Here is a 10,902-nt window from a genome sequence, read left to right on the forward strand (position 1 = left end):
GGTCAGCCTATGAGGTCGAAGAAGCCGTGGTTGAGGTAGTTGTCCATGCCGCTCTTCGCTTCTGGATTGAGAGCCATCAGCGTCACGGCATTGAACAGCGCCATGAGCGGGTCGATCTTCGCCGAGCCGCTGGCCTGCTTCGTGATCAGGATCGAGTTACCTCGGGGTTCGACACGAGCGTTGCCGCAGCACCAGGCCATCATGGGCTGGCCGCCGTGCAACAGGGCGCCCTCTGCCAGTTTGCGCTCCGCAGTTTTGATTGAGCCGCCCAGGCGCCATCCTTGAGAAATGCCGTCGATCTTCTCGCGGGGTATCCCGGCCGCCTCCAGGGCGTCGAGAATCGCGCCGACGCCAGCCGGGTCGAGCCCTACCTTGTCCAACAGGCCAGCCTGCTCGACTTTCGCGACCAGCTGCGCCACATCATCGATGTCATCACCGATTCGGTTGACCAGGGTCAGATGCCCATCCTTGGCGAAGTCTCGGATGCGCGGCGCTTCTGACTTTCGCCGCTCCAGCACCGAAGGGTGCGCCCAGGCATGGGTCCAGGTCAGCCAGCGCCGGGTACCTATCTCACGCCCGATGGCGGCCAGCCCCAGCAGGTCGTCCAGCCCCCCACCGTCGATGCCGATGTCGATCACCTCGCAGCGCTCGATCAGATCCTCCAGGGTCCGGCACAGCTCGGAGGCTTGCTGCTCCCAGTAGTCGGTGCCAGCCCAGCGATCGGACAGCAGGGCCAAGCCAATCTCGACGTTGAGGTGCTTGGCCAGGAAGCCGCGGAATGACTCTTCCCCGTCCATCTGGGCTTGGGCATAACCCCGCTCAATGAACGGCTCATCGACAGACAGCCCCAGGTTGGGGTTGGTGATGTAGGCGTTGGAAAAGTCCCTGTGGGCACCCGCGTCGAGCATCGCTTTCGGAAACTCGTACAGCACCGGCAGGAACGACTTGTCGACGATCTCGCCGTCACGAACTTTGCGGGCATACATCAGCTTCTGCCGGAACACGCCTGCAGGTGGCGCATCGGACTGAGTCGTGGCCCAGATGATGAAGCCTTCGGGCCGAGACGCTAGACCGCCTGTGGCCTCGCGCAACATCGCTTCGGCATTTGCACGCTTGCCGAATACCCACAGCTCATCGACGAACACGCCGATGGCCTTCTTGCCTGAAACCGTCTCGCTATCAGCTGCCACCACCTTGAGGGTGGCGTTGGTCTGCCGATGGGTGACGGTGCGCAGGTGATCCTGCACCTTGAGTAGCGCGTCGAGCTCCTCATCTGCCCGCACCATGTCACGGATTGGGATGTAGGAGTTGTCAGCGATCTCCTTCGTCGGGGCCAGGATGATGAACTCACCCGAGGGTCGCCAGTTGAGGATCAAGGCCGTGAGCATGATGCCCGCAGCGATCGTCGACTTACCATTCTTCTTGCTGATCAGGAGCATGAACTCGCTGACCATGCGCCGGCCTTCATCGGGGTCATAGGCCCCGAAGATGGCTGCAACGAACTGGTTGACCCAGTCGCGCACAGTTTCGGACATCAGCGGGCTCCCGGTGGCATCAACCATCCGGAGCGCACCGAACACGTCGAGGGCTTCCTCGGCCTCGGTCGGGAACAGCGGCTTGAAGGGGATCAGGCTTTTTCGCGCAACGATGCGCTGCTCCCAGTCAGGGCATGCAGTAGTCCACTCCCTCATTTAACCGCCCTCAGCGGGCCGCGCCGGGCACCGAACTTGCCGGTCGATGCTTGCTCAGCTTTCGCCTGGGCCTGATCCTTCTTGCCGCTCTCCCCCTTGCGAGGGTGCACGAAGGGCATCAGGGCCTTGGCCGCATCAACGCGCAGCTTTGGCTCAGACTCCAGGTCGTTCATTACCGACAGCAGGAAGTCCTTCGGGTCGCGGTGCAGGAGCGCCTGCATAAGATCAAAACCGGCAGGCTCGGGGTCGCCCTGCTCATCCTTCGCGGCGTCCGGTTCGGGCGCTGCCTCACTCTTGGCGGACGGCTCGGGCGCATGCCTGGTTTTAACATGCGCTTTAACATCGGCTTTAACATCTGGCGGCATCAAGCCCAGGGCGCGGAGCTTGGCCAACTCGGCCGCCACATCCTTGTCCTTCACCAGCCGAGACCCCGCCGCAGACGCTGTCTTCTCGGAATAGCCAGCCGCCACAGCCGCGTCCCGATTGGACGCACCTTCCCTCAGCGCTGCGATGAATGCGCGCTTGCGGGATGTTAAAGCCATTTAACAAAAATCCTATGGGGGAAAAAAATCTGTACGTGGGGTCGGTGGCGGTCTAGCTACGTGAGAATTCCTATCATTTGACCACCCCTACCCCGAAGCACGTCACTGGCGTGCCTCGGAGACCGTTTTCGAGGATTCGCGCGAGATCGGCGCCTCAGCCACCCAGGCCGGCTGCCTCTTCGGCCTGCTTGACCGAGTCGTGGCACGGCTTGCACAGCGATTGCCAGTTGCCCTGATCCCAGAAGAGATCCTTGTCGCCGCGGTGCGCAACGACGTGGTCAACGACGTTGGCCGCAGTTGTCCGGCCTTGCCGAGCGCAGTACACGCACAACGGGTTGTCTCGAAGGTACTGTTCGCGAGCCTTCTGCCAGCGGTAGTCGTAGCCACGCTGGGAGCTGGTCATGCCGCTACGCCAGCTGCCTGGAGCCACCACCTTGACCCGTGAGCCAGCGCTCTCTTTGATGCGCGAGCCGAGCGTCTTGAGTCTCGCCATCACTGTGTCGCTCGATTCAGCGCCTCATCAGCCTTGTCGGCTGCCTGGGTCGCAGTGGTTGCAGCCTTCGACGCCTTGGTCGCGGCGCTCTCGGCCTTGCTGGTCAGGTCGTCCAGGCGCTTATCACGCTCAGCCATGGCGGCGTCATAGGCCTTTCGGATCTCATCGACCTGGTGAGCCTGAGTGCTAGCCATCGCCCAGTAGGCAGACTGCCAACCAAGCACCGCGCCGCCTGCGATAAGCAGCACGGCTATGACCCACACTTCAGCCCGTCTCCACCAGCGCCGAGCGATGAATTCAAGTGCGCATTTGTCCATCAGTTGGCACCTCCAAGCTGGGCGCGAAGCCGCGAGATCTCCTCGCTCTGGGTTGTGACCTTCTCGGTCAGCTGCTCCACCTGCCTGGTTAGCGCGAGGATGTTTCCTTCCAGACGGCCAACAGATATGGCCAGATCGTTGCGCTCTTTGGCGAACTGATCAGCTCGGGCCTCCGCCTCTTTGCGCGCTGCTCGCTCGGAATCGAGCAGCTCATTCAGCCGGCGTACGGTGCCGATATCGGCGTTGTCCATTGCCCGGTCTGCGGCGTCCTTGGAAAGGAACTTGCGCAGCCAAAGGAAGCCGCCCAGCAATACAGTGCCCGTTCCGCCCAGCCAGGTGGCTGTGCCTGGGCCGAGGTCGGTCGGGTCCATCCAGTACTCCAGATACGAAAAAGCCCCGGCGAATGCCGAGGCTCTATGGTGGCTGCTGGTGATGGCGAGTTTGCTCTCGCGCACCTACCGCAAAGTAACACGAAAGATACGGGTGAGGACCGGGGATGTCAAGCGGCCTCACGCCGAACATCCAGTGCACCATCAACCCAGGCCACTCCTGCCTTCCACAGCTGCCGGGTCTTCTCCTCACCGAAGCCCAGCTTCTTGCCCACGTCCCTCAGCGCAGTGTCGCGAGAGGTGTAGTACTTGATGATGACCTGGCCGCACTCGGGGTAACGCTTGTTCAGGCGCCCGACGAGTCGATCAATGAACAGGGCATCGTCGTCCGTGATCATTGGGTCGAGGATCGTGTTTTCCCGCGATGCACAGCAGGAAACCCCTGAGCCCAGCACCACCCAGCGGCCCCAGTGCTCCAGCAGATACTCAGCCGTCTTCTCAAAATTGCTCATGTCCTTCCCCCTCAATCGCCGGTGTAGTTGGTGCCGCCGGCGCCGCGCCGGTTGCTTCCCTGATATGTCGCCTCAGGCCCGGATGCCTGAGGGTTCTTCAACTGCTCGATCTGCCTTGTCGCGGCCTGCAACCTCATGCTGAGCTGGGTCACCAGTTCATCCAGGGCCAGGGCCTCGCCAGTTGCAGCCGCTACCCAGCCAGAGGCGTTGCAGTGGTCGCATGGCAGTTCGTGAAACACACCCTGAGTGACCGCTCTCCCACGACACAAAGGGCACTTGTCCAGCTCAATCACGGCCTTCTTGAAGGCTGGGCCGTGGGTCTTCTTCATTGACCCTCCACCTTCACCCGTAGCGCTTTGATCTCAGCGACCAGAGCCAGGACCACGGCCGGGTGAGCCGCAGCAATGAAACGAGCATTCGCCTCAAACATCGCGGCTTGAACAGGGTTGAACTTGCTGCTGGCAGCATGGGTAGCGCCTATCGCCTGGTTGCCACTGCCGATGTGCCAGAACCGACCATCCGCCCTTTTGGCGCACTTCCACTCACCCTGGGTCGCGGAATTTGCCAACTGCTCAAGGCGGGCCAGGTCGATGAATTGGCCTTCGTTCATCGTTTCGAATCCTCGCTTATGGTTGATTCCTGAATCACGCCGCAGGCCCCGTGCTGCTTGGCCTCCAGGCAATTACCCGAAATTGCGTTTCTACCCTCCTTCAACCCGTGGATACGGTCGAAGCCCTTGCTGTCTAGAAACGCGTGCCACTGCTCCAGGGCAGCGCGCTTGCGCTCCTCGGCAGTGGTCTGGATGTAGGCCTGCACGTTGTGACCCATGGCGTGGTTGATCAGCAGTTCACCGATCAGGAAGTCGATGCCCTGGTCGGCCCAGCAGGTTCTGGCCAACTTGCGCAGGTCGTGACTGGTCCATTGGCCCTGGCCCAGGCGGGTGAATACCTCTGACGCCTGCTTCTCGCTCAAGCACTTGCCGCTCTTGCCCGGGAACAGGTATTGGCCGGTATAGCCCTGGGCGCGCTGGGTGTCGCGGTACCAGGTCAGCAGCGCGCACACCTGCTCGGTCAGCGGCAGCGAGTGCTCGACGCGGGTCTTGGTGTTCTCAGCCGGCAGGTGCCAGTTGCGGATCGACAGGGCGATGTGTGGCCACTGTGCCTGGCGGGTCTCGCCCAGGCGGTTGCCATGGCACAGCATCAGCAGGGCCAGCATGGCGTCTGCGGGCTCGTCGGTGATCACCTGGGCCAGCTGGCTCAGCAGGCCCTCGATCTGTACCCCGCGCAGGCGCCCCGGCCTGGCCTTGATCTTGGCCTTGGTGAAGTCGCTGAACTTGATCCCGGCCATGGGATTGCGGGCCACTAGGCCCAGCGCGCTAGCCTTGCGGAAGGCGTCGATCAGCAGGCCGAACACCAATCGCACATACTCGAGCGAGAGATGCTCCTGCATCGGCCAGACCAGCTGGTTGTCTAGAGTGCTGTGGCTCACCTCGACCAGGGCCAGGCCACCAATACGCGGCAGCAAGTGGCAGGCAATGGCGGACTTGGCCGTGGCGCGCCGGCTCTTCGACAGGTTGCGGGTACGCTCGACGCGATCGGCATACCACTCCAGCAGTTTGCCGACCGTCTGCCACCCCGAAACGGCGGCCTTGCCTTCGGCTTGCAGGCGCTGGCGAATCTCCGGCAGCGAAGCCAGCACCACCTTGGCCGACTGGTCGGGGTAGGTACCGATCTTGTTCCACTGCTTGCTCACGACCAGGTACCACGTAGCGCGCGGGCGATCCTCGGTGAAGCGCAGGTAGAGCCCTGGATGACGCGGATCGCGCAGCAGCACGGCACTCAGGTCATCCGCGCGGCGGCGCAGCTCGGCGTCGGAAAGCGCAACCACGACCGTCATGCCGCCACCGTCGCGGGTAGCAGCAGGTAGGCGCGGATAGCCTCGACGGCGTCGATGTTGCCCCGGCACACGATCGCCAGGTAGCCCTGGCCGGCCAGCGCCTGCAGGTAGGCGTCCTGGCTGGGCGAGACCGGCGCATCGAACGGCGGCATGGCCTTGAACTCGATGTACAGGCCGAAGTAGCCACCGCGCGCCATCGGCAACACCAGGTCGGGAACACCGGCCTTCACGCCCTGCCCCTTCAACTTGACGGCCACGGCTTTGACCCGATGCCCACCGTTCGGCACGTGGTAAATCAGCTTGTAGGCCTGCGGGTAGCGCAGCTGCAGCTCCTGCATCAGCGCGGCCTGCTCCTGCCCTTCCCTGTCGACGGGCTTGGCGCGAGCCGGCTTGGCCTTGAATGGGCGAAGGGCGGGAGCGTTCATGCGACCAGCACCCCCTCGTTGATCAGCAGTGCCTGGGTGCGCATAACGCCCTCGGCGTGGTACTGGCGGGCGGTCTCGCGATCCACCGCCTTGCTACGCCCGTCGCAAGCGTCATGGCAGGCGCTGCAGCACCAGGCGCCTTGCAGATCGTGCGGCTTCTTCCCGACGCCGCAGGTGCCGGCCAGGCGGTAGTGCGCCAGCACGGTGGTCTCAGGGTTGCCATTGCACACGCCGGGGATGCGCACCTGACATTCGCGGCCGCGCGCAGCCTTGGTCAGTTTGGACTGGCGCATCAAACGCCCTCCCGACCACGGTGAGACGACCAATCGAACGGCAGGACGATCCCGCCGCCCTCGCGCAAGCGATCCGCTGATCGCTCGCCCATGGCTGCGGGCAGCTCTTTCGCCCCCAGGTTGGAAATCACTACGGTCGGCAGCATCCGCTCGTAGCGGCCATTGATGATCGAGAACAAGCGGCTCAGCTCGAAATCGCTTGGGGCCTCCTTGCTCGCCCCGACCTCATCCAAAACCAGCAGTGACGGGCGGATAAGCGCGTCGAGAATACTCCCCTCGGTTTGGCCTGAGGTGCCGTCGAAAGTCGCACGGATGGCCTGAAGGATACCCCCAAGCGTCCGGTATGCCGCTGTGTACTGCGTGTTGGCCATGACCGCCTGGGCGATCGACACCCCCAGATGAGTTTTGCCGGTGCCCGGGTTGCCGACCAGGATCAGGCAGCGGCCGGCGGCCAGGTTGGATTCGAACTCGGCAGCGTATCGCTCACAGCGGGCCTTGGCCTTATGCTGGCCTTCGCAGGACGCACCGTAGCTGTCGAACGTCTTGTCCTTGAAACGCTTGGGAATCAGCGAATCGCCGAGCTTGTAGGCCAGGTCCACGCGCTGACGCTTGATGTCTTCGGCCTGGCTTTTGGCGACCTGCGCCGCCTTGCAGCCTGGGCACGGCGAGCGGAAGGTATGGCTGAGCACCTGGTGAGAGGTTGCTTCGTAGGGACCATGCTCTTCGCACATGGCCATGGATGTGACCTGCGGGCCTGCAATGCTGGACAGGTGGACAACTTTTTCAGAACGCATACGAGCCATCCTCCCGTGGAATTAGGCCGTCGTGGTAGTCGCGGTCGTTGAAGCCGTGATGACGGCTGTTTGGCTTACCCTTGGCGGACGATTTGGCGAGGAAGCGCTTGGTGATCCACTCAACTTCGAAGCTGCGCCACCCGCTGTCGATTACGATTTCCATGACCTGGGCTGGCTGGATACCCAAAGCCAGGCACTGCCGGAGCTTCTCGTTCAACCGGCTCCAGACCCGTTCGCTCATCTGGGCGCCCTTCGACTTCCGGACCGCCAGGTAATCAGCGATCAGTGATTCATCGAGGCCGTGCGGGTTGTCCGCCAGCATGGCGGCCTTCCCGAATGGCGCCTTGCGATCTTCCTTCGCCCGAGTGGGCTCCGGCTCGCTGGGGGAGCATGAAACATCTTCCGAAGGAAGATTTTCATAGGGGGTTTGTTTCTTAGAATAAAGAAGGGAGTCGGCGGTTTTGGTCTGTTTCGACTCTGAGCCGATTCGGACCACTTCAGCCGAGTCGGCTGTTTTGGTCTGTTTCGGATCAACGTAGATCCAGTCCTTAGGGTCATTCACACCGATGTCGCCACGGGCACCACCCTCACGGAACAACACACGACGGCGCAGGAGGCTGGAAACCGCCTTGGACACAGTGTCTGGGTGAGCGTGGATAGCTTTCGCGATGTCGGTAGCCGGGATGCGATGGGCGCCCGCCCCGAAGTTGATTGTGGCCTTGGCCACGTACAGCACAATCTTCATCTCCCGGGCCGGGAGATCGATAGCCAACAGGCCATCCATGAGCTGGTTGTCCATCCGGGTGAACCCCCTGGACTTGTCAAGTGGGACGATGTTTGTCATGCTTAAACCCGTTGAAATGCTGTAGAGAAAGCCGCCCCGCCAGGCGGTTTTTTTTCGTCTGCAATTCCACTACTGGATGGATTCGCAGGTGTTTCAGTCATCTACTGGCAATAGGCCAAGTAGAAGAAAATCAGCTCACCAGTCACGCTGCTGCACCCTTCTGGTCAGCCTTCAGATCGCCACCTGTAAGCCTTTCGATCTGGTACTGCCGCAGCTCGGGCACTTCCTCCCACTGGCGGACTGCTTCGTAGGTAACGCCAAGGGCTTTCGCGAGCGCCGAGATGGAACCGAAATGTTTAATTGCCTGGCTTTTGGTCATGGCGACCTCCTTTGCTCGTCTTGATATTCAAGCATGCTTGCATATGCAAAACAAGCATGCTTGACAAGCAACCTTGTAGATTGCGCACATGAAGACCACTGATCGAATCACCAAACTCGTACTAGCCCGCCGGCCTGAGCTTGGCGTGCGCAACGTCAAGCGGGACATCGCCACTACCTGTGGGATCAGCTATGAGGCTGTCCGCCAGTGGTTTGCCGGGGACACCGAGAACATCAAGAACGAGAACCTTGTTGCCCTAGCTGATGGCTATGACACGACAGTGGATTGGCTTCTTGGAGGCAAGGGCGAGCCGCCGCGTAAAGCGGACCCGAAGCGCCAGCCCACCAATGAGCCGAGCGCTCCCGTATCCGCAGCGGACGCGGTTCGAAAAATGCTGGAAAAACACGGGAAAGGCCTGACAGCGGAGGCTCGGCAGAGCATCGTGCGCGCTGTTGAAGAGGATCCCCAGGGCGAAAGTGGAAGCGGTTTCATCATCACGGCTGCCAACACACCAGATGGGGACATCTCCATCCCGCAATACGACATCCGCGCCGCAATGGGCCATGGCCAGGTTCCTGCCGAGTACAGCGAGGTCATCCGTAATGTGGTGATACGCGAGGAAGTGCTACGGGAGAAAGGCGTGACCTACTCCGCGGCCCAGGCCCTGGCGATGATCACCGGGTGGGGGCAGAGCATGGAGGGGACGATCAACGACAAAGACCCAGTGATCGTGGATCGGGGCGTGAACGACTACCAGGGCGAAGGTGTGTACGTGCTGACCTGGCATGGTGACCTGCTGATCAAGCGACTGCAGCGACAGGATGAAGACCATGTCTGGCTGATCTCCGACAACAGAAACTATGAAAAGCAGTCTGCACGAATAGACGACGTAACGATCCACGCCAAGGTTATCTTGGTCTGGAATGCCAAAAAGGTGTAACTGATGTCTGACTCTACCGAAGATTTTTCTACCTTTTTCAAGCCGCCGACGAAGCCGACGCTTAAATTCGATGACGCCGTTCGTTTCTTTAAAGGCGTGGCTCCAAAAGCACGATGCACCACCTGTAACTCGAAGACTTGGGAGATACCGATCTCAGACAATGATGACTCGTTGTGTTTGCTCCAGGATTCCGGGATGACTAGAACAGGCGAGCAGGTCTACAACCTGTATATCGAGTGCCGAAACTGCGGCTGGATCCGTGGTCATCGCGTTGGGGCGATCCAGCAGTGGCTGAGCACTAATCCGAAAGATCAGATTCAGGAACAGCAGGAAGACGATGAGTGAGTTCGAGAAGCTCTTCGGGGCTCAGCACCTTCCGAAGCCGGCGACAGGTCTACGGGGTGACAGCCCACCAAAAGCAGGGGATACTGAATCTATGACCATAGACTTCAAAGCTCTTGAGCGCGCCCTCGCCGGTATCGAGTCCCGACTAGACGAGAAGGTTTCGCGTATAGAAACTAACGCAACGTCCTCTCATACAGCATATCTGCGTGAGCTTGAGCTGCGGGACGAAGCGTTGCATCGTGAGATGAACTTGAAGGAGCGAGCGTTCCGCAGAGAGCAGAAAGCTCATGCGAAATCTCTTGATGAAAGACTGAACAGAATGGCTGAGGCGAGCGCCTCCACAGCGAAGGAAATCAAAGACTTCAAGCTCTGGATGGCAGGTATCGGTATTGCTGTGGTCCTTGGGATCATGGGGGCCAACGCAACGATCTTCAGCGGTGGCAAGTCTTTCTTTGATGGAGGGAAGGAGCACGCGGCCAATCAGCAGCGGATCGACTCCCTTATTCAAGAATCCAAGGCTCAGACAGAGGCGAGTAAAGCAATTCTCGATCAGCTTCAGAGAGAAACGAGTCGCACAAGCCCAAGCACTCCGAAATAGCTTCAATCAAGCCCGCCTCGGCGGGCTTTTTCATGCCTATCAGAAAGGCGCCTCCTCCTCTTCCGTCTCTACCCGAGCTACCTCCTCTCCTCTGTCAATCACCCGATCGTCATCCGTCGGCGCATCCCATTTCAGAAACACTGACCCGTCGTCGCAGAACGTCATATCCAGGCCATCGGTCTCCGCCAGCAGCTCCATGATCGACTCCCAATCGTGGTCGGTATCAGTGTCCATGCGATGAACCAACACCCTCCTGTCCAGCTGGGCCAGTGGTGAATTGATCATTGCCGAAACCCTCAGCCCCAGCCGCTCAAGGCTAGTGAGCTCTTCCATTCGAACTGCATTTTCCTGCGCTGACATCCGCCACCTCCTACGTACTGGACATCCATACAGTAAGAGAAAATTACACAAGCGTGCTTGCATTTGAAAAACAAGCATGCTTTTATAAATGCAAGTTCGCTTGCATTTGCAAACGAGCAAGGCAGCTCAAGCCGCCACCGCTCTTTACACAATTCGACACCCGTCACCCTCAGCGGCACATGAGGGCAGCAGCTGCCTCACGCA

At 60.6% G+C, this 10,902-nt stretch carries 18 protein-coding genes; 3 read left to right on the forward strand and 15 right to left on the reverse strand.

The annotated features are described in order from the left end of the window. Nucleotides 1-2: 2 nt before the first annotated feature. From IAE37_RS26735 to IAE37_RS26800, 14 genes are all read right to left on the reverse strand, one after another. Nucleotides 3-1,691 carry a terminase large subunit gene (locus IAE37_RS26735; RefSeq protein ID WP_201178456.1) on the reverse strand — a complete coding sequence of 563 codons (1,689 nt, stop codon included), beginning with the start codon at nucleotides 1,689-1,691 and terminating at the stop codon, nucleotides 3-5. After that, nucleotides 1,688-2,233, reverse strand: coding sequence for a terminase small subunit (locus IAE37_RS26740; protein ID WP_201178457.1), 546 nt, complete (start codon nucleotides 2,231-2,233; stop codon nucleotides 1,688-1,690). Before IAE37_RS26740 ends, IAE37_RS26735 begins: the two co-directional genes overlap by 4 nt. A 154-nt stretch (nucleotides 2,234-2,387) precedes the next feature. Beyond that, complete coding sequence (locus tag IAE37_RS26745; protein ID WP_201178458.1) at nucleotides 2,388-2,726, reverse strand: HNH endonuclease; 339 nt, start codon at nucleotides 2,724-2,726, stop codon at nucleotides 2,388-2,390. Further along, nucleotides 2,726-3,043, reverse strand: coding sequence for a hypothetical protein (locus IAE37_RS26750; protein ID WP_201178459.1), 318 nt, complete (start codon nucleotides 3,041-3,043; stop codon nucleotides 2,726-2,728). Before IAE37_RS26750 ends, IAE37_RS26745 begins: the two co-directional genes overlap by 1 nt. Further along, nucleotides 3,043-3,414: a chemotaxis protein gene (locus tag IAE37_RS26755; protein WP_201178460.1), complete on the reverse strand. Its 372-nt coding sequence runs from the start codon at nucleotides 3,412-3,414 to the stop codon at nucleotides 3,043-3,045. Before IAE37_RS26755 ends, IAE37_RS26750 begins: the two co-directional genes overlap by 1 nt. 128 nt (nucleotides 3,415-3,542) lie before the next feature. After that, nucleotides 3,543-3,884: an antiterminator Q family protein gene (locus IAE37_RS26760; RefSeq protein ID WP_201178461.1), complete on the reverse strand. Its 342-nt coding sequence runs from the start codon at nucleotides 3,882-3,884 to the stop codon at nucleotides 3,543-3,545. A gap of 11 nt (nucleotides 3,885-3,895) precedes the next feature. Continuing rightward, complete coding sequence (locus IAE37_RS26765) at nucleotides 3,896-4,213, reverse strand: hypothetical protein (protein ID WP_201178462.1); 318 nt, start codon at nucleotides 4,211-4,213, stop codon at nucleotides 3,896-3,898. Continuing rightward, a complete protein-coding gene (locus IAE37_RS26770) occupies nucleotides 4,210-4,494 on the reverse strand; it encodes a hypothetical protein (protein ID WP_201178463.1) in 285 nt (94 codons plus the stop codon). Before IAE37_RS26770 ends, IAE37_RS26765 begins: the two co-directional genes overlap by 4 nt. Next, nucleotides 4,491-5,780, reverse strand: coding sequence for a tyrosine-type recombinase/integrase (locus IAE37_RS26775; RefSeq protein ID WP_201178464.1), 1,290 nt, complete (start codon nucleotides 5,778-5,780; stop codon nucleotides 4,491-4,493). Before IAE37_RS26775 ends, IAE37_RS26770 begins: the two co-directional genes overlap by 4 nt. Further along, the gene (locus tag IAE37_RS26780; protein WP_201178465.1) at nucleotides 5,777-6,205 is read right to left on the reverse strand and encodes a VRR-NUC domain-containing protein; all 429 of its coding nucleotides are present in this window, start codon (nucleotides 6,203-6,205) and stop codon (nucleotides 5,777-5,779) included. The genes IAE37_RS26775 and IAE37_RS26780 overlap by 4 nt, the downstream gene beginning before the upstream one ends. Next, the gene (locus IAE37_RS26785) at nucleotides 6,202-6,498 is read right to left on the reverse strand and encodes a DUF1364 domain-containing protein (protein WP_196136522.1); all 297 of its coding nucleotides are present in this window, start codon (nucleotides 6,496-6,498) and stop codon (nucleotides 6,202-6,204) included. The genes IAE37_RS26780 and IAE37_RS26785 overlap by 4 nt, the downstream gene beginning before the upstream one ends. Continuing rightward, entirely contained in the window at nucleotides 6,498-7,292 is a 795-nt protein-coding gene (locus tag IAE37_RS26790; RefSeq protein WP_201178466.1) for an ATP-binding protein, read from the reverse strand. The genes IAE37_RS26785 and IAE37_RS26790 overlap by 1 nt, the downstream gene beginning before the upstream one ends. After that, the gene (locus IAE37_RS26795; protein WP_201178467.1) at nucleotides 7,282-8,136 is read right to left on the reverse strand and encodes a replication protein; all 855 of its coding nucleotides are present in this window, start codon (nucleotides 8,134-8,136) and stop codon (nucleotides 7,282-7,284) included. The genes IAE37_RS26790 and IAE37_RS26795 overlap by 11 nt, the downstream gene beginning before the upstream one ends. 142 nt (nucleotides 8,137-8,278) lie before the next feature. Then, on the reverse strand, nucleotides 8,279-8,455 hold the full coding sequence (locus IAE37_RS26800; protein ID WP_201178468.1) for a Cro/CI family transcriptional regulator: 177 nt from the start codon (nucleotides 8,453-8,455) through the stop codon (nucleotides 8,279-8,281). Between the two features lie 88 nt (nucleotides 8,456-8,543). Here IAE37_RS26800 and IAE37_RS26805 point away from each other — a divergent pair, with 88 nt between their 5' ends. From IAE37_RS26805 to IAE37_RS26815, 3 genes are read left to right on the forward strand one after another with little or no spacing between them, the layout of a single operon-like run. Beyond that, nucleotides 8,544-9,395 (forward strand): S24 family peptidase, encoded by an 852-nt coding sequence (locus IAE37_RS26805; protein ID WP_201178469.1) that lies wholly within the window; start codon nucleotides 8,544-8,546, stop codon nucleotides 9,393-9,395. Between the two features lie 3 nt (nucleotides 9,396-9,398). After that, nucleotides 9,399-9,740, forward strand: coding sequence for a hypothetical protein (locus tag IAE37_RS26810; protein WP_201178470.1), 342 nt, complete (start codon nucleotides 9,399-9,401; stop codon nucleotides 9,738-9,740). Then, nucleotides 9,733-10,338 carry a hypothetical protein gene (locus IAE37_RS26815; protein WP_201178471.1) on the forward strand — a complete coding sequence of 202 codons (606 nt, stop codon included), beginning with the start codon at nucleotides 9,733-9,735 and terminating at the stop codon, nucleotides 10,336-10,338. The genes IAE37_RS26810 and IAE37_RS26815 overlap by 8 nt, the downstream gene beginning before the upstream one ends. A 39-nt stretch (nucleotides 10,339-10,377) precedes the next feature. Here the strand turns inward: IAE37_RS26815 and IAE37_RS26820 are convergent, their stop codons facing one another. After that, entirely contained in the window at nucleotides 10,378-10,698 is a 321-nt protein-coding gene (locus IAE37_RS26820) for a DUF1654 domain-containing protein (RefSeq protein ID WP_236410187.1), read from the reverse strand. Between the last annotated feature and the right edge of the window lie 204 nt (nucleotides 10,699-10,902).

Origin of the sequence: Pseudomonas sp. S31 (assembly GCF_016648105.1) — a bacterium.
Taxonomy (GTDB): domain Bacteria; phylum Pseudomonadota; class Gammaproteobacteria; order Pseudomonadales; family Pseudomonadaceae; genus Aquipseudomonas.

What these genes read in the sequence shown, in the direction of transcription:
- IAE37_RS26755 (WP_201178460.1), bottom strand. Translation starts at nt 3,414, where the DNA reads ATGGACCCGACCGACCTCGGCCCAGGCACAGCCACCTGGCTGGGCGGA.
- IAE37_RS26760 (WP_201178461.1), bottom strand. Translation starts at nt 3,884, where the DNA reads ATGAGCAATTTTGAGAAGACGGCTGAGTATCTGCTGGAGCACTGGGGC.
- IAE37_RS26815 (WP_201178471.1), top strand. Translation starts at nt 9,733, where the DNA reads ATGAGTGAGTTCGAGAAGCTCTTCGGGGCTCAGCACCTTCCGAAGCCG.
- IAE37_RS26740 (WP_201178457.1), bottom strand. Translation starts at nt 2,233, where the DNA reads ATGGCTTTAACATCCCGCAAGCGCGCATTCATCGCAGCGCTGAGGGAA.
- IAE37_RS26770 (WP_201178463.1), bottom strand. Translation starts at nt 4,494, where the DNA reads ATGAACGAAGGCCAATTCATCGACCTGGCCCGCCTTGAGCAGTTGGCA.
- IAE37_RS26780 (WP_201178465.1), bottom strand. Translation starts at nt 6,205, where the DNA reads ATGAACGCTCCCGCCCTTCGCCCATTCAAGGCCAAGCCGGCTCGCGCC.
- IAE37_RS26810 (WP_201178470.1), top strand. Translation starts at nt 9,399, where the DNA reads ATGTCTGACTCTACCGAAGATTTTTCTACCTTTTTCAAGCCGCCGACG.
- IAE37_RS26795 (WP_201178467.1), bottom strand. Translation starts at nt 8,136, where the DNA reads ATGACAAACATCGTCCCACTTGACAAGTCCAGGGGGTTCACCCGGATG.
- IAE37_RS26775 (WP_201178464.1), bottom strand. Translation starts at nt 5,780, where the DNA reads ATGACGGTCGTGGTTGCGCTTTCCGACGCCGAGCTGCGCCGCCGCGCG.
- IAE37_RS26785 (WP_196136522.1), bottom strand. Translation starts at nt 6,498, where the DNA reads ATGCGCCAGTCCAAACTGACCAAGGCTGCGCGCGGCCGCGAATGTCAG.
- IAE37_RS26765 (WP_201178462.1), bottom strand. Translation starts at nt 4,213, where the DNA reads ATGAAGAAGACCCACGGCCCAGCCTTCAAGAAGGCCGTGATTGAGCTG.
- IAE37_RS26745 (WP_201178458.1), bottom strand. Translation starts at nt 2,726, where the DNA reads ATGGCGAGACTCAAGACGCTCGGCTCGCGCATCAAAGAGAGCGCTGGC.
- IAE37_RS26790 (WP_201178466.1), bottom strand. Translation starts at nt 7,292, where the DNA reads ATGCGTTCTGAAAAAGTTGTCCACCTGTCCAGCATTGCAGGCCCGCAG.
- IAE37_RS26750 (WP_201178459.1), bottom strand. Translation starts at nt 3,043, where the DNA reads ATGGACAAATGCGCACTTGAATTCATCGCTCGGCGCTGGTGGAGACGG.
- IAE37_RS26820 (WP_236410187.1), bottom strand. Translation starts at nt 10,698, where the DNA reads ATGTCAGCGCAGGAAAATGCAGTTCGAATGGAAGAGCTCACTAGCCTT.
- IAE37_RS26735 (WP_201178456.1), bottom strand. Translation starts at nt 1,691, where the DNA reads ATGAGGGAGTGGACTACTGCATGCCCTGACTGGGAGCAGCGCATCGTT.
- IAE37_RS26800 (WP_201178468.1), bottom strand. Translation starts at nt 8,455, where the DNA reads ATGACCAAAAGCCAGGCAATTAAACATTTCGGTTCCATCTCGGCGCTC.
- IAE37_RS26805 (WP_201178469.1), top strand. Translation starts at nt 8,544, where the DNA reads ATGAAGACCACTGATCGAATCACCAAACTCGTACTAGCCCGCCGGCCT.